Source organism: Nonomuraea lactucae, assembly GCF_003313395.1.
In the GTDB taxonomy this organism is placed as follows: domain Bacteria; phylum Actinomycetota; class Actinomycetes; order Streptosporangiales; family Streptosporangiaceae; genus Nonomuraea; species Nonomuraea lactucae.
Genome location: NZ_QNFZ01001067.1, coordinates 20,138 through 39,924 on the forward strand (window position 1 = coordinate 20,138; position 19,787 = coordinate 39,924).

15 protein-coding genes are annotated in these 19,787 nt (G+C 69.1%); 6 read left to right on the forward strand and 9 right to left on the reverse strand.

All coding sequences use genetic code 11. From position 1 onward, the window contains the following. Window positions 1-133 precede the first annotated feature (133 nt). Window positions 134-1,330, forward strand: a complete 1,197-nt coding sequence (locus DQW85_RS43315; RefSeq protein ID WP_113705550.1) for an NAD(P)-dependent malic enzyme — start codon at window positions 134-136, stop codon at window positions 1,328-1,330. 151 nt (window positions 1,331-1,481) lie between these two features. After that, on the forward strand, window positions 1,482-2,840 hold the full coding sequence (locus DQW85_RS43320; RefSeq protein ID WP_113705551.1) for an NsdA family TPR-like regulatory protein: 1,359 nt from the start codon (window positions 1,482-1,484) through the stop codon (window positions 2,838-2,840). 144 nt (window positions 2,841-2,984) lie between these two features. Here DQW85_RS43320 and DQW85_RS43325 read toward each other — a convergent pair whose 3' ends face one another. The 4 genes from DQW85_RS43325 to DQW85_RS43340 all read right to left on the reverse strand — a co-directional run bounded on the left by DQW85_RS43325 (window position 2,985) and on the right by DQW85_RS43340 (window position 9,315). Continuing rightward, window positions 2,985-4,493 carry a trypsin-like serine peptidase gene (locus tag DQW85_RS43325; protein ID WP_113705552.1) on the reverse strand — a complete coding sequence of 503 codons (1,509 nt, stop codon included), beginning with the start codon at window positions 4,491-4,493 and terminating at the stop codon, window positions 2,985-2,987. A gap of 447 nt (window positions 4,494-4,940) precedes the next feature. Continuing rightward, entirely contained in the window at window positions 4,941-6,449 is a 1,509-nt protein-coding gene (locus DQW85_RS43330; protein ID WP_113705553.1) for a trypsin-like serine peptidase, read from the reverse strand. A gap of 405 nt (window positions 6,450-6,854) precedes the next feature. Beyond that, window positions 6,855-8,021 carry a trypsin-like serine peptidase gene (locus tag DQW85_RS43335; RefSeq protein ID WP_113705554.1) on the reverse strand — a complete coding sequence of 389 codons (1,167 nt, stop codon included), beginning with the start codon at window positions 8,019-8,021 and terminating at the stop codon, window positions 6,855-6,857. A 205-nt stretch (window positions 8,022-8,226) separates the two neighbouring features. Beyond that, window positions 8,227-9,315, reverse strand: a complete 1,089-nt coding sequence (locus tag DQW85_RS43340; RefSeq protein WP_113705555.1) for a trypsin-like serine peptidase — start codon at window positions 9,313-9,315, stop codon at window positions 8,227-8,229. A gap of 310 nt (window positions 9,316-9,625) precedes the next feature. Between DQW85_RS43340 and DQW85_RS43345 the strand changes: the two genes are divergently transcribed. Beyond that, window positions 9,626-9,874 carry an SSI family serine proteinase inhibitor gene (locus DQW85_RS43345; protein ID WP_240197795.1) on the forward strand — a complete coding sequence of 83 codons (249 nt, stop codon included), beginning with the start codon at window positions 9,626-9,628 and terminating at the stop codon, window positions 9,872-9,874. A gap of 63 nt (window positions 9,875-9,937) precedes the next feature. Here DQW85_RS43345 and DQW85_RS43350 read toward each other — a convergent pair whose 3' ends face one another. Beyond that, complete coding sequence (locus tag DQW85_RS43350) at window positions 9,938-11,059, reverse strand: trypsin-like serine peptidase (RefSeq protein ID WP_113705557.1); 1,122 nt, start codon at window positions 11,057-11,059, stop codon at window positions 9,938-9,940. Between the two features lie 343 nt (window positions 11,060-11,402). On the opposite strand from DQW85_RS43350, the gene DQW85_RS43355 reads away from it, so the two are divergent. The 3 genes from DQW85_RS43355 to DQW85_RS43365 are packed head-to-tail and all read left to right on the forward strand — an operon-like array spanning window position 11,403 to window position 14,167. Next, complete coding sequence (locus tag DQW85_RS43355) at window positions 11,403-12,284, forward strand: hypothetical protein (protein WP_113705558.1); 882 nt, start codon at window positions 11,403-11,405, stop codon at window positions 12,282-12,284. A gap of 9 nt (window positions 12,285-12,293) precedes the next feature. After that, window positions 12,294-13,250 (forward strand): zinc-binding dehydrogenase, encoded by a 957-nt coding sequence (locus DQW85_RS43360; protein ID WP_113705559.1) that lies wholly within the window; start codon window positions 12,294-12,296, stop codon window positions 13,248-13,250. Between the two features lie 56 nt (window positions 13,251-13,306). Further along, window positions 13,307-14,167: an oxygenase MpaB family protein gene (locus DQW85_RS43365; protein WP_113705560.1), complete on the forward strand. Its 861-nt coding sequence runs from the start codon at window positions 13,307-13,309 to the stop codon at window positions 14,165-14,167. 90 nt (window positions 14,168-14,257) lie between these two features. On the opposite strand, the gene DQW85_RS43370 is transcribed toward DQW85_RS43365, so the two are convergent. The 4 genes from DQW85_RS43370 to DQW85_RS43380 all read right to left on the reverse strand — a co-directional run. Continuing rightward, entirely contained in the window at window positions 14,258-15,007 is a 750-nt protein-coding gene (locus DQW85_RS43370) for a PadR family transcriptional regulator (RefSeq protein ID WP_113705561.1), read from the reverse strand. Next, window positions 15,004-15,804 carry a DUF4097 family beta strand repeat-containing protein gene (locus DQW85_RS43375; RefSeq protein WP_113705562.1) on the reverse strand — a complete coding sequence of 267 codons (801 nt, stop codon included), beginning with the start codon at window positions 15,802-15,804 and terminating at the stop codon, window positions 15,004-15,006. The genes DQW85_RS43370 and DQW85_RS43375 overlap by 4 nt, the downstream gene beginning before the upstream one ends. Before the next feature lie 153 nt (window positions 15,805-15,957). Then, complete coding sequence (locus DQW85_RS46295) at window positions 15,958-16,134, reverse strand: DUF6104 family protein (protein ID WP_205315828.1); 177 nt, start codon at window positions 16,132-16,134, stop codon at window positions 15,958-15,960. 205 nt (window positions 16,135-16,339) lie between these two features. Next, the coding region (locus tag DQW85_RS43380) for a multifunctional oxoglutarate decarboxylase/oxoglutarate dehydrogenase thiamine pyrophosphate-binding subunit/dihydrolipoyllysine-residue succinyltransferase subunit (RefSeq protein WP_205315829.1) at window positions 16,340-19,787 on the reverse strand (3,448 nt) is incomplete at its 5' end.

The window sequence follows — 19,787 nt, forward strand, 5'->3', positions numbered from 1 at the left end:
ATGGAGCGACGGGTGACCCCCGTAACCCCTCACGAGACGATCGGGAGGGGACCCTGGCGGCTACCGAAGCCAGGCCTCTCGCGCCGTCTGCCGAAGGTCTCTCGTCCGTCCCGATGACTACTGGGGTCTCTCTGTGACTGCCACGCCTGCTTCTCCCTCCCTCGAATCACTCGACCTGGACCCGGCTTTCGCCCTGCACCGCGGTGGCAAGCTGGAGGTCCGCTCCACCATCCCCGTCCGCGACGCCGACGACCTGTCTCTGGCCTACACCCCGGGCGTCGCCAGGGTGTGCACCGCCATCGCCGACACGCCGTCACTGGTCAACGACTACACCTGGGTCTCCAACGTGGTCGCCGTCGTCTCCGACGGCACCGCGGTGCTCGGCCTCGGCGACATCGGCCCCGCCGCGGCCATGCCCGTGATGGAGGGCAAGGCGCTGCTGTTCAAGGAGTTCGGCGGCGTCGACGCGGTCCCCCTCTGCCTGGCCTGCACCGACGTCGACGCGCTGGTCGAGACCGTGGTCCGGCTCGCGCCCTCGTTCGGCGGCATCAACCTTGAGGACATCAGCGCCCCGCGCTGCTTCGAGGTCGAGGCCCGGCTGCGCGACCTGCTGGACATCCCGGTCTTCCACGACGACCAGCACGGCACCGCCATCGTCGCCCTGGCCGCCCTGACCAACGCCGCCCGTCTGACCGGCCGGTCCCTGGGCGACCTGCGCGCCGTCGTGGCCGGCGCGGGCGCCTCCGGCGTCGCGGTCACCCGCATCCTGCTGGAGGCCGGCATCGGCGACATCGCGGTGGCCGACTCCAAGGGCATGATCTACCCCGGCAGGGAGGGCCTCAACTCCGTCAAGGAGGCCCTGGCACGCGACACCAACAAGGCCGGCCACCTGGGCTCCACCGAGGAGGCCCTGGCGGGCGCCGACGTGTTCCTCGGCCTGTCGGGCTCGACCGTCTCCGAGGCCGCCATCGCCTCCATGGCACCAGACTCGATCGTGTTCGCGCTGTCCAACCCGACGCCCGAGGTGGCGCCGGAGGTGGCCGCCAGGCACGCCAGGGTGGTGGCGACCGGCCGGTCCGACTTCCCCAACCAGATCAACAACGTGCTGGCCTTCCCCGGCGTCTTCCGCGGCGCGCTCGACGTCCGAGCCACCACCATCACCGAGAACATGAAGGTCGCCGCGGCCACCGCCCTCGCCGCCGTGGTGGGCGACGACCTCGCCGCCGACTACGTCATCCCCAGCCCGTTCGACGCGCGGGTCGCCCCCGCGGTCACCGCCGCCGTGGCCGCCCAGGCCAGGCAGGACGGGGTCGCCCGGATCCAGGGCTGAACCACCACGCCTCCCCCCGGGAGGAGGCGGGCCGGCATCCAGGCATCCGAGTTCGCGTGAGCATCGGGAAGTTTTGAACGTCCCTTTACTCAGCGTGCTATAACAGGAGCCCTCTGTAAGGATGCCGGCTCCCTCCGGGGCGAGGAGAACGATGCGACGCGAGCCCAACCGACTGCTGCAGCAGCTCATCGCGGAGGCGGGCTTCTCCCACAAGGGGCTGGCCAGGCGTCTCAACGATCTGGGTGCCGCACGTGGCACGCCCGGGCTGAAGTACGACCACAGTTCGGTCCTGCGATGGCTCGCCGGCCAGCGCCCGCGAGACCCGGTGCCGTCGCTCCTTACCGAGATCTTCGCATTACGGCTCGGCAGGCCCGTCACGGCCGAAGACCTGGGAATGCCGGCCATCATCTCACCCCCCGATCTCGGGCAGGAGTTCACGCACACGTGGCAGGAGGGGGTCGCGACCGTGACGTCGCTGTGGCGGGCCGACGTGGAGAGACGAAGGTTCCTGATCGACTCCACGTTCGCGATAGGAGCGGGCTCCGTCGGAGCCGTGCGCTGGCTGACATCCCCACCCGAGAGCCGCCTCGAAGGCGGCGGCTCGCGGCGGGTGGGCAGGGCCGACATCGCGGCCATCCACGAGGTCACCCGCTCGTTCGGTGAGCTCGACAACCGCTTCGGCAGCGGGCGCGTGCGCGCGTCCGTGGTCAAATACCTCGACACCGCCGTCGCGCCGCTCCTCAAGGAAGGCTCGTACGGCGAGGCCACCGGCAGGGAGCTCGCGGCGGCCGCGGCCGAGCTGACCAGGTTGGCCGGCTGGATGGCCTACGACATGGAGCAGCACGGCCTGGCCCAGCGCTACCTCATCCAGGCGCTGCGTCTGGCCAGGGGAGCGGGCGACGACGCGCTGGGCGGCGAGATCCTGGCGGGCATGGCCCACCAGGCCGTCTACATGAACCGCCCGGCCCACGCCCTCGACCTGGCCAGGGCCGCGCAGCTCTCGGCCCGGCGCTCGGGCGTCCAGACCCTGGTGGCGTCCTGCCACGTGCTGGAGGCGCACGCCCACGCCGGTCTCGGCGACTCCCGCGCCTGTGCCGCCGGCCTGCACGAGGCCGAGCTGGCCTTCGACCGCCGCTCCCCGGGACGGGAGCCCGCCTGGCTGGGCTACTTCGACGAGGCCTACCTGTCGGCCAAGTTCGCCCACTGCTTCCGCGACCTCGGCGACGGGGTCCAGGCGGTGCGGCAGGCGCGCCGCTCGCTCGACATGGACGGCCGCTACGTGCGCGGCCGGATGTTCAACCTGTCGCTCCTGGCGGCCGGGCTGATGCAGTGCGGCGAGCTGGAGGAGGCCTGCCGGGTCGCCGGCGGGGCGTTCGACCTCGCGGGCGAGCTCCAGTCGGTCAGGTCGCGCTCCTACGCCACCGACTTACGCAGGCGGCTGGAGCCCTACAAGCGCGAGCCCGCGGTGACGGCGCTGCGCGAGCGCACCAGAGAGCTGGCCGCCGTATGAGACGCGGCCTGTCCTGGGGATGACTTCGTGAGGCGTGTAAGGCGTGTAAGGCGGGGAAAAGGCCGAAGGGCCCGGCTGGCAGCCGAGCCCTACGGGTAAAGCTGGTGAACGCTGACCCAGGGTCCTCGTTCGATCCGCAGCGAACTACGGGATGAGCTTGCCGGACCACGAGGCAGCAGCGGCCTTGTAGATCGCGGCGGTCTCACCGTCGAAGATCGGCGAGGTGATGTGGTCGTAACGGTTGTTGCCGTCCGTGTCCACGATCAGGCTGGTGACACCCTGGACGTAGCCAAGACGCTTGGCGTTGCTGTACTTGGCCAGCCACGGGCCACCGTCGTAACCAGCGGTCACCGCGCAGCGGAACGACTGGTGCTCCTCGACCTTGCGGGCCGGGACCTTGAGGACGTGCTTCTCGGTCTTGCCGTAGCACCACTTCGGCGTGACACCCGTGTAGGGCTTGTTGCCGTCGGGGTGCGGGCCGAACGGGTACCCGAAGGTACGCACGTAGGTGCCGGTGGGCTGGTTCCACGCCACACCCTGGCCACCAACGTTGTCGCCGAGGCGACCGTTGCTCTTGACCGCGTGCACGACGGTGTAGAACTCAGTCCGGAAGTACTCGACCTTGACGGACTTCTTCACCCAGTACTTCAGGAAGTAGTGGGTGATGGTGAAGTTGCCCTTGGAGTCGATCTTCCGGTAGCCCGGGCCGGTGTACGCCTTGTACTCGGACTCCGTGACGTACTCGGTGTAGGTCGCCCGGTAGGCCTTGGCGCCGTTCACCTGACCGCTGGGAGCGGCGTTGTACGCCTCGACCGGCACTTCCTTGAGAACCTTCACCGAGTCCGGGTGGTCCGGGCCAGCCAGGTCCTCGATCTTGGTGGCCTTCGCCCAGCAGTCGGGCGTCTCGCCGCCGTTGAGGTCCTTGCACTTCTTGTACTCGGCCTCAGTGATCGCGAAGTCCTTGGTGAACTTCTCGCCCTGGTAGGCGTCGTACTCAGCCTTGGTGACCTTCTTCGGCTGGTTGAGCACGCCGCCGATGCCGTCGTACACGGTGACGAACGCGTAGTCGCGGTCGAAGTCCTCGTACACGTCGAAGTCGTAGTGGGTGAAGGCCTGCTTACCCACGTAGACGCCCCAAGGAGCCTTGCCCTGGTAGTAGCCGGGGACGAAGACCCACTTCGACACGACCTCACCGTTGGCGGCGATGTCGTAGACGCAGTGGCCGGCGGTGGCGACCAGGTTGCGGTACTGCGACTGCACCGAGGTGCCGGAGCACCAGTACAGCTTGCCGTCACGCGTCTCGAAGAACACCTTGCCGATGGTCTTCGGCAGGTTCACGTTCTGCGTCTTGACGGTCTTCTTCTTCTCCTCGCCGATCGGAACGGCGGAGCCCGGCTTCGTGTCCGCGCTATAGCCGCCGCCGCGCTTGATCTTCTCAACCTCGAGGGAGTCGGGGTTGAAAGCCACAGCCTGCTTCAGGGCAGCGTTGTCGGACTTGGTCCAGAAGTTCAGGACCTCGGCAGCCTGCGCAGCCGTCTTGGCGAGGGGGTCGGTGGCGATGTCGCCCTGGGCCTGAGCCGAACCGGCGAGGCCGGCGGCCAGGAGACCAGTGGCGAGAACCGCGCCACCGGCGGGGAGGAGGATGCGCTTCAAGGTGACTCCTTGCGCTGTCGTGGAACGCCTCTTGCGTCCCATGCGTCAGTAAAGGGATAGCCAGGAACATACAGTGTGGATCTTGAGGACTGGTAGCCGCTTTGAGAAGAAATGATCGGCCCTGCCGCCCGTGATCGTTCTGTGATGTTTAAGCGGCCTATGTGGGTGACTCGCCGGAAGTGTCAGACCCGCCCGTTTCCGCAGATCAACATAAGGAAGTTGTCAGTGTGACTCAGGGGGCGGGCGGTCAGTCATCCGAGTGTCATCCGTGAAGGTGTGATGCAGATCACATCGACTTGGTGGCACCGTCCGGGCGTGGCGTGCGTCCAAACGCCCCACAGATTCCTCGGAAACGCCGAAGGGCCCGGCGATGCCAGGCCCTTCGCGAGTGAACGCCTTGAGCGATCGGCCTCAGGCCAGTCGCGCTGCGTTACTTAGGTGCGTTGCTTAGAGGATCCTGCCGGACCACACGTTCGCGGCGGCCTTGTAGACCGAGGCGGTCTCACCGTCGAAGTACGGCGAGGAGATGTAGTCGACACGGCCGTTGCCGTCCTGGTCGTTGAAGGTGCTGACGACACCGTTGACGTAGCCGAGACGCTTGGAGTTGCTGTACTTGAGCAGCCACGGGCCACCGTCGGCGCCTTCGGTCATGGCGCACTTGAGGGCGATGTGCTCCTCGATCTTCTTGGCGGCCGAACCGACCAGCTTCTTCGTGGTCTTGCCGTAGCACCACTTCGGCGTGATGCCGGTGTAGTTCTTGTTGCCGTCGGGGTGCGGGGCGGCCGGGTAGCCGAACACGCGGACGTACTTGCCGGTGGGCTGGTTCCAGGCGACACCCTGCCCGCCGACGTTGTCACCGAGGCGGCCGGCGTCCTTGACGAAGCCCTCGATGATGTAGAAGACGGTCTTGTAGTAGCCCTTGACGTCCGTCTTCTTCACCCAGTGCTTGATGAAGTAGTGGGTGATGGTGTAGTTGCCCCGCGCGTCGATCTTGCGGTAACCCGGGCCCTTATAGGCCTCGTACTCGGACTTGGTGACGTGCTCCGTCTTGGTCTGGGACGGCGCCTTGGTGCCGTTGCCCGCACCCGTGGGAGCCGCGTCGTAGTCCTCCTTCGTGACCTCGGTGAAGGCCTTCACCGCACCCGGGTAGTCCGGGCCGACGGTCTCGAACTTGGTGTCGGTCTTGGCCCAGCAGTCCGCGGTCTCGCCACCGTGGAGGTCGACGCACTTCTTGTACTCGGCCTCGGTGATCGTCACGTCCTTGGCGTCCTTGACGCCCTGGTACTTGTCCCAGTCGGCCTTCGAGACCTGCTTCGGCGTGCCGCCGCCGATGTGGATGCCGTTGTACACCGTGACGAACGCGTAGTCGCGGTCGTAGTCCTCGTAGACGTCGAAGTCGTAGTGGGTGAAGGCCTGCTTACCCACGTAGATGCCCCAGGGCGTCTTGCCCTGGTAGTAGCCGGGCACGAAGACCCACTTGGACATGACGTCCGTGTTGTTGGCCGTGTCGTACACGCAGTGGCCGGCGGTGGCCACCAGGTTGCGGTACTTGGCCTGGACGGAGGTGGCGGAGCACCACTTCTTCTCGCCCTTGCTGTTGACGAAGAAGACCTTGCCGATGGTCTTCGGCAGGTTGACGTTCTGGACCTTGACCTTGGTCTTCTTCTCCTGGCCGATCGGCGCGGCGGAGCCGGGCTTGGTGTCGGGGCTGTAGCCGCCCTTGCTCTGGAGCTTGGCGACGTCCTTGTTGTCCCAGATGTTGGACTGGGTCGCGGCCTTGAGAGCCGCACCGTTGGACTCGGCCCAGTACTGGGCGATGGCCTTGGCGTCGGCCGCGCTCTTCGCCATCGGGTCGCTGGCGACGTCGGGAGCGGCCGTGGCGGTGCCGGCCAGGCCGGCCGCCAGAAGGCCGGTAGCCAGAACGGCGCCACCGGCGGGGATGAGGATGCGCTTCAAGGGAACTGCTCCTTGGTCTGTCGTGGGTCGCGCAACTTGCGCCCCATGCGTCAGTAAAGGGATAGCAAGGAACATAGCGCGGTGATCTTTGCAGGTGAAAGCTGGTTTGCCCCACTCGGTAGAGGCGATTACCGCCGTGACCTTTCCGTTACCGGTCAGTGATCTTTGCCCAGAGTGAGCGTGAAGCTACGTCTTTGCAGGGCATGTAAGGGTTTCCGGGGCGCCCTGGAAAAGGGGGTGAGGAGGCCGTCGCGGAGCGTGAGCGCTCCAATGTGACTCAGATCACAGGAACCAAAACGGGCTCCAACTCCGTCTAAGCTGCCTTCCGCGCTGTGATGATCTTCTCGAAGGCGCGAAAAGGGGCCCGGCGGGAGCCGGACCCCTTCGTTGTGACGCTTCTCCGCCCTACTTGTACAGCTCGCCGTTCGGGCCGACGATCTTGCCTGACCACACGTTCTTCGCCGCGTTGTAGACGGAGGCGGTCTCGCCGTCGAAGTACGGCGAGGTGATGTAGTCGACCCGGTCGTTGCCGTCCTGGTCGGCGAAGGTGCTGGTGACGCCGTTGACGTAGCCCAGGCGCCTGCCGTTGTCGTAGCCGCTCAGCCAGGGGCCGCCGTCGTGGCCGGGGGTCACCGCGCACTTCAGGCCGATGTGCTCCTCGATCTTGAGCCACGGCGCGCCCACGGCCTTGCCGGTGGTCCTGCCGTAGCACCACTTCGGCGTCACGCCGCTGTACGGCCTGTTGCCGTCGGGGTGCGGGCCGGCCGGGTAGCCGAAGGCGCGGACGTACTTGCCGGTGGCCTGGTTCCAGGAGACGCCCTGGCCGCCGACGTTGTCGCCGAGGCGGCCCACGTCCTTGGACAGCAGGAGGTAGTGGCGCCCGCCCCAGCTGCGCTTGGGGCCGGTGAAGCCCTCGAAGTCCTTGCGGCCCACCTGCTTCACGCCGGTGAAGGCGATGCCGTTGTACACGGTCACGAACGCGTAGTCGCGGTCGTAGTCCTCGTAGACGTCGAAGTCGTGGTGGGTGAAGGCCTGCTTGCCCACGTAGATGCCCCATGGCGCCTTGCCCTGGTAGTAGCCGGGCACGAAGACCCAGTTGTCCAGGACGGCCTTGTCGCTGTCGGTGTCGTACACGCAGTGGCCGGCGGTCGCGACCAGGTTGCGGTAGTTGGACTGGACCGAGGTGGCCGAGCACCAGCGGTGTCTGCCCGAGCCGTCCACGAAGAAGACCTTGCCGATCGTCTTCGGCAGGTTCACGTTCTGGACCCTGCCGATCGGCCTGCGCTCCTCGCCGATCGGGGCGGCGCTCCCCGGGCTGCCGTCGGCGCTGGGGGCGCCCTTCGAGACGAGCTTCCTGACCTCCTTGGCGTCCCAGGTGTAGGCGGTGGCGGCGCGGAGCGCGGCGCCGTTGGACGCCAGCCAGAAGGAGGCGACGGAGGCGGCCCGCGCGGTGTTGCGGGCCATCGGGTCGCTGGCGATGTCGTTCCGGGCCGGCGCGGTGCCCGCCAGGCCGGCGGCCAGGAGGCCGGTCGCCAGTGCGGCGCCGCCGGCCGGGAGGAGGATTCGCTTCAAGGTAACTCCAGGCTCTGCCTTGTGCTGACCGGGGCTCCGTACACCCTCGTGATCAGCAAACGGTCAGCCCGGAACCTACAGCCCTGACTCGGGGCCGGTGAATCCGCCGGAGATCATGCCAATCACCCGTGAGCCGGGCGTGATCGTTCTGAGATCCGGTCTGCGCTGATCGCTGGAGGGCCGGCCACGCTGCGTGTAAGTTGCGTCACATTTGCGGCGAGCTGAGCGCGGCGGCGCGGCGGTAGACCGCGCCCGTGGCAACGGTGAAGGGCGGTGAGGACACCGCGTCGTAGGCGTCCTTGGCGTCCCGGTTCCAGGTGAGGCTGTTGATGCCGTTCAGCCCGCCCAGCTGCTGCGCGGGCTGGTAGCCGAGCAGCCAGGCGCCTCCGCTCGCGCCGGCGCTGAAGTTGCACGGCTGGAGCTGCACGCCGTACTGGAGGTCGAGGCTGGGGGCGACGGTCCGCCTCGTGGTGCCCGTGCACATCTGGAGCTTGCGGCCGTCGAACGGGCGGCTGCCGTCGGGCTGGGCGCCGGCCGGGTAGCCGAAGGCGTGGATCGTGTTGTTGAGCCCCTTGGAGAGCGCCAGCCCCTGGCCGCCGACGTTGTCCTGAAGCATGCCGACGTCCTGCATGACGAGCCGGCCGTCCTTGGACGTCCAGGTGAAGCCGCGGTTGACGGTCACGAACGCGTAGTCGTAGTCGTAGTCGCCCTTGCCCGGCCAGTGCTCGTGCATGCTGATCGCGGCGCCGACGTAGATCCCGTCCGGTGTCGTCCCGTCCGGTCCAGGATTGGGAACGAAGATCCAGTATTGGGCGGCCTTGCCCTGCCGGGAGTCGTAGGCGCAGTGGGCGGCGGTGGCGACGACGCTGTGGTTCTTGGCCGCGACCGCGCTGGCGGAGCACCAGTATTCCTTGGCGCCGAAGCGGAAGAAGACCTTGCCCATGGTCTTCGCGACCGCGCCCTTCTGCGGCAGGGCGGGCGCCACGTTGAGCGGGGCGGTGGAGGCCTTGGTCGTGGTGACGCCCTGGCCGGGCCCGAGCGCGGCCCCGGCGGCCGAGGTGGGCGATGACTGCGATCCCGGAGTGGCGGGGCTGTAGCTGTCGGCCTTCTTGAGCCGCTCGGGCTGCCAGTAGTCGGCCACCTTCTGCACGTCCGCCGCCGTCTTGGTCAGCCTGACGGAGTAGACCGAGCTGTCCGCGCTCTCCCCGGTGGCGGCGGCGTTCCCCGTGAAGGCAGGCAGCGTCAGCAGCGCGCTCAGCGCGGCTGCCGCCAGGTGCCTGGCTCGGGGGATCATCAAAAGCCTTTCCGGGGGTGTAAGTGTGGATTCTTACAGATCGGCGCACTGTATTGCAGCTCGGGTGGAGGATTCGTTATCCGATCAAGCATGACGTGTGTCCCATAAGACAGCTATCAAGGTGTACGTCCAGATAGGCGTAACTCATCCCTCGTGTCGGTCGTTGCCGCAGGTCAGAGGGTCAGGAATCGTAGTGACCATGCGTCGACTTGTCTGCCTGGCCGTCCTTTCCTGTACGGCTTTCACCGCCGCTCCCGCCGAGGCCGCCACGCGTGTTCCCGGCAGGAACCTGAGGCTTTTCTTGATCACAGTGGGCCCGAAGACGGGCATGCTGTCCTGCGCCCCCCGGTCCACCAAGCCCGCGTGCGTCGCGCTCGCGAAGGCCGGCGGCGACCCCGCGCGGCTGGCGGGGCCGTCCGACATGGCCTGCACCATGGAGTACAACCCGGTGCACGTCAAGGCGATGGGCGTCTGGGACGGCAGGCGGCACGACTACGACCGGACGTTCTCCAACGGCTGTGAGATGGCCGCGTCGACCGGGCCGGTCTTCCAGTTCTGAGCGGGCACTCCGGAGGGCGGCCCGGTCCTCGACGGACTCGGGCCGCCCTGTGGCGTGCGCCGGTTACGGCATGTTGCCGGTCCAGCGGTTGGCCGCCGCCTTGTACACCTTGTAGGTGTCGCCGTTGAAGTACGGCGACGAGACGTGGTCGTAGCGGTCGTTGCCGTCGGTGTCCCACGCGACGCTGTTGACGCCGATCAGATAGCCGGTGCGCGAGGCGCTCCTGTAGTCGAACAGGAGCGGCCCGCCGCTGGCCCCGGCGGTGAAGCCGCACTTGAAGCCGACGTGCTCCTGCAGGTTGTACTTCGGCGCCGCGGGCATCGGCCTGGTCTTGCCGTAGCACCACTTCATCGTGCGCCCGGTGAAGGGCCGGTCGCCGTCGGGGTGCCCGCCGGCCGGGTAGCCGAAGGAGAAGACGTTCACCTTGGTGCCGCGGTTCCAGGTGAAGCCCTGCCCGCCGACGTTGTCGCCGAGGCGGCCCGCGTTCTTCCTGGTGAGCCGCCAGCCGTCGGCCGCCTTCTCCCAGTTGACCTTGATGCCGTTGTAGACGTTGACGAACGCGTAGTCGTAGTCGTAGTCCTCCTTCACCACGAAGTCGTCGTGCGCGTTGAACGTCTTGGCGGCGTAGATGCCGTACGGGGCCTTGCCCTGCCAGACCTGGTCGCCGTCCCAGTAGGACGGGATGAAGATCCAGTTGTCGTAGAAGCGGTTGGCCTTGATGTCGTAGACGCAGTGGGCCGAGGTGGCCACCAGGTTGCGGTACCTGCCCTGGACGGAGGTCGCCGAGCAGTACCTCCAGCTCTTCGGGTCACGCGGGTCGCTCCCCGGCAGCGTGAAGAACACGCGGCCCACGGAGTTGGGCAGGTTGACGTGCTTGCTCTTGACGGACCTGGCCTTCTCGCCGCCGATCGGCGGCACGGATCCGGGCGGGCCGTCGGGGGTGGACCGGCCGCGCCTGGCGCCCTTCAGGCGGGCGTCCACCTGGTCGTCGTGGTCGGTGGCCAGCTTGATCCGGTCCGGCGTCCAGAACTGGACGGCCTGTCCGGCGGGGGTGGGGGCCGTGCGCGTGACGACGTCCGAGGGTGCCGTCGCACTCGCGGCGGTGCCGCTGATCGTGCCCGCGGCCAGCCCGACGGCGACCAGGCCGGCGAGGGGGATGGCGATGCGCCTTGCTCGGGGGTACATGGAGCTCCTCTCAGTTCTCGGCGGCCCAGAGCGGGGTACGACGCCCCGGATGGGCCAGGAAAACGATTGGAACGTTAATGAATGGCGCGACGCCGTACCCGGGAAACGGCTGGGGAATATCTAATGCGCATGTATTACCAGAAAGCATTTCCGCAGGTCGGAGACGCTCTGAATTTGCTCTGGCCTCACTGGTAACAGTCGTTATCACAAGCCTCTCTCCGAGTATGGTTGTGAATCTGTGACCCGTGAGAAGGATTTCGCCCGGCCAGAAGGCTTGCGCCGGCGGTCGCCGCTCGACTGAACTGGTTGCGAGGGCACAGCCGCACTACTGGGCGAGGTCGTCGTGGCCGATCAGTTCGATGTCATCGAGGCGGGGCAGCGCGGCCACCGCCGGTGGATCGGGCTCGTGGTGGTGGCGGCGCTGATCGCGATCCCCGTCGTGGGGCTGCTGGCCAGCCGCGACCCCGGGTCGCCGCTCGGTCACGCCGGGGCGACGCCCGACCCCATTCAGTCGCTGAGCACGCTCAGCAGCGCGCCCAACGTCCTCTACCCCAGGGCCACGACCCGCGGGGACGACGAGGTCATCCAGGTGGTCTTCCCTCACGGGGCGCGGGCCGAGATCCGCTATCCCGCCGTGCTGGAGCTCGACGAGCTCGGGGCGCGCCCGTTCCGTGGCGCCTGGATCGACGGCCAGTACCGCCGCCTGTCCGCGCCCTATGGCGGCGAGGTGGAGGTGTCGAAGGGGGGCCAGCCGATCAGGAGCCTCACCTCCAACGTCCGGCTCTGGCCGCGCCAGCCGGGCAGCGGCTCGTCCGGGCAGGTGCTGCTGTTCGCGTTCGGGCCGTGGCGGCTGGCGCTGTACGACCGGCAGGAGGGGCTGACGTTCGAGCAGCGGATGGCGGTCGCCGAGCACCTGCGCGGCAGGGTGACCAAGGACGGCTACCTCGTGCTGTCGGGTGGCGGCCCGGTCCGCCTGGCCAGGCCGGGGGAGGACGCGAACGGCGATCCGGTCGGCCCGCAGCTCTGGTTCGGCGGCGTCGTGGGCGACATGGTGGCGTTCATCCCGGCGCCCGGCTGCGACAAGGCCACGCGCGTGCCGCCGAACTTCGACCGGCCCGGCCGGCCCGTCGAGGCCACGTGCAGGGGCGGGGTGCAGATCGCCGCCAGCGGCTCGGCGGAGTTCGTTCAGCGGGCCGTCGAAAAGATCAGGATCACGCTGAAGTAAGGTGCGGCCATGTTCGCCGTAACCGCCACACAGACCGATCCCGACAACCCCCTCGCCGGGCTGACGCTCGGCGAGCGGCCGGAGCCGCAGGTCCCGGACGGCTGGACGACCGTCTCCGTCCGGGCGACCGCCCTCAACCATCACGACCTGTGGACGCTCAAGGGCGTCGGCATCAGGCAGGACCGGCTGCCGATCGTGCTCGGCTGCGACGCGGCAGGCGTCGACGAGGACGGCAACGAGGTCATCGTGCACTCCGTGATCGGCACCGGCGCCGACGAGACCCTGGACCCCAGGCGTTCGCTGCTGTCGGAGGTCCACGACGGGACGTTCGCCGAGCGGGTGGCCGTGCCGCGCCGCAACCTGGTGCCCAAGCCGGCCGCGCTGACGTTCGAGCAGGCCGCGTGCCTGCCCACGGCCTGGCTGACCGCGTACCGCATGCTGTTCGACAAGGCCGGGCTGCAGCCGGGCTCGACCGTGCTGGTGCAGGGCGCGGGCGGCGGGGTCGCCACGGCGGTGATCGCGCTCGGCCGGGCGGGCGGCTACCGCGTCTGGGCCACCAGCCGCTCGGCAGAGAAGCGCGACAGGGCTCTCAAGCTCGGTGCCGACCAGGTCTTCGAGCCGGGCGCGCGGCTGCCCGAGCGGGTCGACGCGGTGATGGAGACCGTCGGCCAGGCCACCTGGGACCACTCGCTCAAGTCGCTCAAGCCGGGCGGGCGGATCGTGGTCTCGGGCGCCACCAGCGGCGGGGTCCCGCCCGCCGACCTCAACCGGGTGTTCTTCCTGCAGCTGTCGGTGGTCGGCTGCACGATGGGCACCCGCGACCAGCTCCAGCGCCTGGCGGTCTTCCTGGAGCAGACCGGGGTGCGGCCGGTCATCGACAGGACGATGCCGCTGGCCGAGGCGCGCGACGGGTTCGCGGCCATGCACGAGGGCGACGTCTTCGGGAAGATCGTCTTCACCGCGTAGCAGCGACTTCCCCGGTGGTACAACGGAGTTGAGGGGGTTCCCCGGGAGGCGTCGCCATGGACGTGGAGCCGTTCGGGCCGGGCTCGATGCACTGGGAGTCGGCCGGCGAATACCGCAACCTGCTGGTGGCGGGCAGTGCGCTGGTCCTGCAGACCATGCACCCCGCCGTCGGCGCGGCGGTGGCCCGGCACTCCGGCTTCCGCCAGGACCCGTGGGGCCGGCTCAACCGGACGCTGGAGTCGGTCCAGAGGTGGGTGTACGGCGGGGCGGCCGGGCCCGCGGAGGGGGTCAGGCTGCGCGAGCTCCACCGGCCGATCAGCGGGGTGGACGAGCGGGGCAGGCCCTACCACGCGCTGAACGGCGAGGCGTGGGCGTGGGTGCACCTGACGCTGTTCGAGCGCTACATCGTGCTCAACCGCTGCTTCGGCGTGCCGTACACGGAGGAGCAGGAGCGCCGGCTGTACGCGGAGACGCGGCGGCTGGGCGCGATCCTGCGGGTGCCCGCCCGGGAGGTGCCGGGGGACGTCGAGGCGTTCCGGCGCTACTTCGAGGCGATGGTGGCCGGGCGGCTGGAGGCGCACCCGACCGCGTTCGAGGTGCTGTCGGTCCTGCGGATGTCGCCGGCGCCGCCCGGACTGCCGGGGCCGCTGCGCCGGGTCTGGGGGCCGGTGGGGGCGGGCTCCGGCGGGCTCACCTTCTTCGTGACCGTGGGGACGCTGCCGCCCGCCGTACGGGAGAAGCTGGGGCTGGCCTGGACGGCGCGGGACGAGCGGCGGCTGGGGCACCTCGGCCGGGCGGTGGCGGCGCTCACGCCGCGCCTGCCGGAGCGGCTGAGGTACATGCCGATCGCCTATCACGCCCGCAAGGCCGCTCGCCGCTCGCTTCGGGACGCGGAACGGGCTCCGCGCCCGGCATAGCGCGCTCGGCCGGCGAGCGTGGCGGGGTGCTGTCGGGGGGTGGCGGCGAGGCCCGGCGTTGGGCCGGAGGCCGCAGGCCGTGCCGGATCATCACCGGAGGGTGTCGCGGATGCGGTCGGACGTCTGGTCGAGGACGGCGCGGAGCCGTTCGAGGGTCTCGGGGGTGAGCCGGGACTCCGACGCCTCCTCGCGAACCTTGGCCACGAAGTCGGCCAGCATGCTCCCCAGCTCGGCGTCGAGATCGGCGTCATGGTCGGAACGCCCGGCGGGCGGACCCCCCAGCGTGGCCCAGACCTCGGCCCAGATCCTGCGCCACTCACCGGTGAGCCGCTGGCTCTCACCCTGCCACTGCTGGGCGTGCTCCATCCACTGGCGCTTCTGCTGTGCCTTGAGCCGTTCGAAGTCGGCCTTCTGCTGCTCGCGCAGCCGCCTGGAGTCGGTCTTGGCGCCGACGCGCACGTCCTTGGCCATCCTGGTCAGCTCCTCGCGGAGCGACTTGACCGTGTCGCGGACGTCCTCCTTCACCTCGCGGGCGATGTCGCGCACCGAGGCGGAGATCTCCTGCTCGAGGTCGTCGAGCTCGTCGAGGCGGGCGTTGAGCTCGTCGCGGCCCTTGTCGGTGATGGAGAACACCTTCTTGCCGTCGATCACCTCGTGCGTGACCAGTCCCTCCTCCTCCAGGCGGGCCAGGCGCGGGTAGATCGTGCCGGGGGAGGGGGAGTAGACCCCGAGGAAGCGGTCCTGGAGCAGCCGGATCACCTCGTAGCCGTGGCGCGGGCTCTCGTCCAGCAGCTTCAGCAGGTAAAGCCTCAGGCGGCCGTGAGCGAAGACAGGGCTCATTCCTTCTCCCCCTTGAGCAGCGTGACCTCGCCGGACACCGTGACCGCCGACACCGAGGCCATGCCGCCACCCAGCCGGCCCGTCAGCGACTTCGCGCCGGGACCGCTCTTGTCGGACAGCTTCTCGAACGTGCTGACCAGGCGGCCGGAGGTGGACCGCACGTTCACGTCCGCCTCCACGTCCTCGGGCAGCCTGACAAGGATGTCACCCGAGACGCTGTTGAGCGTCACGTGCCCGGTCGGCCGGAGCTCCAGGTCGGCGGTGATGCGCCCCGACACCGTGTTGGCGCGCAGGCGCCGCGGGATGCCGTGGGCGACGGTGAGGTCGCCCGAGACGCTCTGGAACGCCAGGTCGCCCTCCATGGCCCGGCTCTCGACGCTGCCCGCGGCGGTCGTGACGTTCACCTCGCCGCTCACACCGTCGAGGACGACGTTCCCGGAGACGCTCTTGACCCGGGTGACGTTCTCGAACCCGGCGACGACGGCCGAGGCTGAGACCACGCCCGCGTTGACCTTGCAGTCGCGGGGCACGGTGAGCGTGGCGACCGTCTCGCGCCGGACGCTGCGCAGCCAGCCGAGCAGGCCGTCCCAGGTCAGGTCCTTGTAGGCGACGCTGAGCCGCCGGGCGTCCTCGTCGTAGGTGACGATCAGCGGGGCGGAGTCGATGGACGACACCTCCAGCGCCGGCGGCCCCTCGCTGGCGAGGACCGCCAGCCTCCCGGCCACTATTCGCACCTCCAGGGAGGACACCTGCCCGAACGTCAGTTGCTCGGGCCCGTCGATCGTCCACTGCGGCATGATCCCGCCCCTCTCCGTTGACACGTCCGCACACGTCCGCACACAAGACACGATATGTCGCGTTTCTCGAAAACTCAAGATGTATCGCGTCTTACGCGCTACCCCGCCGCCGCGAAGGGACCGCAGGGGGACGGGAGCCGGTGCGCCGGCTCCTCACTCGTCCTCGTCGTCGAGCCGGGCCAGCCACGTGGCCAGCCGCTCGACGGGGATCTCGAACTCGGGGTTGAGGTCGACGAACTCGCGCAGCCGCTCGCCGAGCCAGAGCAGGCTGACCTCCTCCTCGCCCCGCCGCTCGACGAGCTCCTCGATCCCCCGGTCAGTGAAGTACATCGTGCTCCGTTCGGTCGCTGTGCAGCCGGCACGCCGGAATCACGCCCGCGGGAGCCGGGACGCCGGCGCGCCCACGCCTCACTCTAGGACCTGGTGGCGAGGGCCACGCATTGCTGGTGGCGGGCCACGTAAGGGAGGCCGGGCGCGCCGGAACGGGGAAACCCCCGCGCGGCGCCGGCCGGCGGGGGTTTCGGGGTGGGCTGTGTCAGCCGAACAGCTCCTTGAGTATCTCCTGCAGCTCGTTGTCGTGGGCGGCGTGGGAGCCGGCCGCGGGCGAGCTGTTGGGGGTCCGTGACACCCGGCGCAGCGGGCGGCCGCCGAGCACCTGCCGGTCCTCCGCCAGCTTGAGCGCCAGGTAGGGCCACGGGCCCATGTTGACCGGCTCGTCCTGGGCCCACAGCAGCTCGACCTGCGAACCGTAGCGCGCCAGCTCGGCGTCGAGCTCGTCGGCCGGGAACGGGTAGAGCCGCTCCAGCCGGACCAGCGCGACGTCGTGGCGGCCCGTCTCCTCGCGCCTGGCGGCCAGGTCGTAGTAGATCTTGCCGGAGCTGAGGACGACCTTGGTGACCTTGCCCGGATCGACCGTGGTGTCGGACAGGACCGGCTGGAAGGTGCCGGAGGTGAAGTCGCCCGTCCTGGACGTCGCGGCCTTGTGGCGCAGCAGCGACTTGGGCGTGAAGACCACCAGCGGCCGGTGCCGGCCCGACTCGACCTGCCAGCGCAGCAGGTGGAAGTAGTTGGCCGGCGTGGTCGGCTGCGCGACCGTCATGTTGTCGAGCGCGCACACCTGCAGGAACCGCTCGATGCGGGCCGAGGAGTGGTCGGGGCCCTGCCCCTCGTAGCCGTGCGGCAGCAGCAGCGTGACGCCGGACTTCTGGCCCCACTTCTGCTCGCCGGACGAGATGAACTCGTCGATGATCGTCTGGGCGCCGTTGACGAAGTCGCCGAACTGCGCCTCCCAGGCGACCAGGGCGTCCGGACGCACGACGCTGTAGCCGTACTCGAAGCCGAGCGCCGCGAACTCGCTGAGCAGCGAGTCGTAGACGTAGAACTTCGTGGTGCCCTGGTTGAAGGTCTTGAGCGGGGTGTGCTCCGCGCCGGTCATCCGGTCGACCAGCACGCCGTGGCGCTGGGTGAACGTGCCGCGCCGGGAGTCCTGGCCCACCAGGCGGACCGGGTGGCCGTCGATGAGCAGCGACCCGAACGCCAGCGTCTCGCCCATCGCCCAGTCGATCGTGTCCTGCTCGACCATGTGGCCGCGCCGCTGCAGCACCGGCGACAGGCGCGGGTGCGGGGTGAAGCCCTCGGGCAGGTTGAGCTGGGTGTCGACGATGCGCTTGAGCGTCTCGTCGCTGATCGCCGTCGGGGTGTCGTCGTGCGACCACTTGACGACCTCGGTGGGCGGCACCCGCATCTCGCCCGCTTCCTTCGGCTTCTTGGCGGCCTCGCGGGTCTCGGTGAACGCCTGCTCCAGCTTGGCCTGGTAGTCGCGGAGCGCCTGCTCGGCCTCCTCGACCGTGATGTCGCCCCGGCCGATCAGCGCCTCGGTGTAGAGCTTGCGGGTCGAGCGCTTGGCGTCGATCAGGTCGTACATCAGCGGCTGGGTGAAGGCGGGGTTGTCGCCCTCGTTGTGGCCGCGGCGGCGGTAGCAGATCAGGTCGATGACGACGTCCTTGCGGAACGCCTGGCGGTACTCGTAGGCGAGCTGGCCCACGCGGACCACGGCCTCGGGGTCGTCGCCGTTGACGTGGAAGATCGGCGCCTGGATCATCCTGGCCACGTCGGTCGCGTAGACGCTGGACCGGGACGAGGCGGGGGAGGTGGTGAAGCCGACCTGGTTGTTGACCACCACGTGCACGGTGCCGCCGGTGCGGTAGCCGCGCAGCTGCGACAGGTTGAGCGTCTCGGCCACGACGCCCTGGCCGGCGAAGGCCGCGTCGCCGTGGATGAGGACGGGCAGGACGGTGAAGCCCTCCTCGCCGCGCTCCAGGAGGTCCTGCTTGGCCCGGACCACGCCCTCGAGCACCGGGTCGACCGCCTCCAGGTGGGACGGGTTGGCCACCACCGACGCGCTGATGGTCTTGCCGCTGGGGGCGGTGAACTGGCCGGTCGCGCCGAGGTGGTACTTCACGTCACCGGAGCCGTGCGCCGTGCGCGGGTCGAGGTTGCCCTCGAACTCGCCGAAGATCTGGGCGTAGGACTTGCCCACGATGTTGGCCAGCACGTTGAGCCGGCCGCGGTGGGCCATGCCGATGACGACCTCGTCGAGGTCCTCGTCGGCGGCGTCGCTGATCACCGAGTCGAGCAGCGGGATGAGGGACTCGCCGCCCTCCAGCGAGAAGCGCTTCTGGCCGACGAACTTCGTCTGCAGGAACGTCTCGAACGCCTCGGCGGTGTTGAGCCGCGACAGGATGTTGAGCTGCTCGTCGCGTTCGGGAGAGGCGTGCGGCTTCTCCACCCGCGCCTGGATCCAGGCCCGCTCCTCGGGGTTCTGGATGTGCATGTACTCGATGCCGACCGTGCGGCAGTAGGAGTCGCGCAGCACGCCCAGGATCTCGCGGAGCTTCATCAGCGGGCGACCGCCGAATCCGCCGGTGGCGAACTCGCGCTCCAGGTCCCACAGGGTCAGGCCGTGCGACTGGATGTCGAGGTCGGGGTGCTTGCGCTGCTTGTACTCCAGCGGGTCGGTCTCGGCCATGAGGTGGCCGCGAACCCGGTAGGCGTGGATCAGCTCGATCACGCGGGCGGACTTGGCCACGTCGTCGTCGTGGGAGGCCGAGATGTCCCGGATCCAGCGGACCGGCTCGTACGGGATGCGCAGCGCCTCGAAGATCTCGTCGTAGAAGCCGTCCTCGCCGAGCAGCAGCCGGTGGATCTGGCGCAGGAAGTCGCCGGACTGGGCGCCCTGGATGATCCGGTGGTCATAGGTGCTGGTCAGCGTCATGACCTTGGAGACGGCCAGCCGCGAGAGCGTGTCGGGCGAGGCGCCCTGGTATTCGGCCGGGTATTCCATCGCGCCGACGCCGATGATCGTGCCCTGGCCGGGCATGAGGCGGGGGACCGAGTGGACGGTGCCGATCGTGCCGGGGTTGGTCAGCGAGATCGTGGTGCCGGCGAAGTCGTCGACGCCGAGCTTGCCCGAGCGGGCCTTGCGCACGACCTCCTCGTAGGCCATCCAGAACTGCCGGAAGTCCATCTGCTCGGCGCCCTTGATGGACGGCACGAGGAGCTGGCGGTCGCCGTTGCTCTTCTGCACGTCGATGGCCAGGCCGAACCCGACGTGCTCGGGCTTGACCAGCGTGGGCTTGCCGTCGACCTCCGTGTAGGAGTGGTTCATCTCCGGCATGGCCTTCAGCGCCTTGACGATGGCGAAGCCGATCAGGTGCGTGAAGGAGACCTTGCCGCCGCGTCCCCGCTTGAGGTGATTGTTGATCACGATGCGGTTGTCGATGAGCAGCTTGGCCGGGATGGCCCGGACGCTGGTCGCCGTCGGCACCGTCAGCGAGAGGTCCATGTTGGAGGCCGTGCGCGCCGCGGCGCCGCGCAGCCTGACCTCCTCGGCGCCCTTGGGCACCGGGGTGGCCTGCTGCTTCGGCTTGGCCGCGGGGCCGGCCGCCTGCTCGGCGGGTGGCGCCGCGGTCTGCTCCGCGACG

Coding starts and splice junctions, on each gene's coding strand:
- DQW85_RS43320 (WP_113705551.1), top strand. CDS start 1,482: ATGCGACGCGAGCCCAACCGACTGCTGCAGCAGCTCATCGCGGAGGCG.
- DQW85_RS43340 (WP_113705555.1), bottom strand. CDS start 9,315: ATGATCCCCCGAGCCAGGCACCTGGCGGCAGCCGCGCTGAGCGCGCTG.
- DQW85_RS43350 (WP_113705557.1), bottom strand. CDS start 11,059: ATGTACCCCCGAGCAAGGCGCATCGCCATCCCCCTCGCCGGCCTGGTC.
- DQW85_RS43360 (WP_113705559.1), top strand. CDS start 12,294: ATGTTCGCCGTAACCGCCACACAGACCGATCCCGACAACCCCCTCGCC.
- DQW85_RS43365 (WP_113705560.1), top strand. CDS start 13,307: ATGGACGTGGAGCCGTTCGGGCCGGGCTCGATGCACTGGGAGTCGGCC.
- DQW85_RS43370 (WP_113705561.1), bottom strand. CDS start 15,007: ATGAGCCCTGTCTTCGCTCACGGCCGCCTGAGGCTTTACCTGCTGAAG.
- DQW85_RS43375 (WP_113705562.1), bottom strand. CDS start 15,804: ATGCCGCAGTGGACGATCGACGGGCCCGAGCAACTGACGTTCGGGCAG.
- DQW85_RS46295 (WP_205315828.1), bottom strand. CDS start 16,134: ATGTACTTCACTGACCGGGGGATCGAGGAGCTCGTCGAGCGGCGGGGC.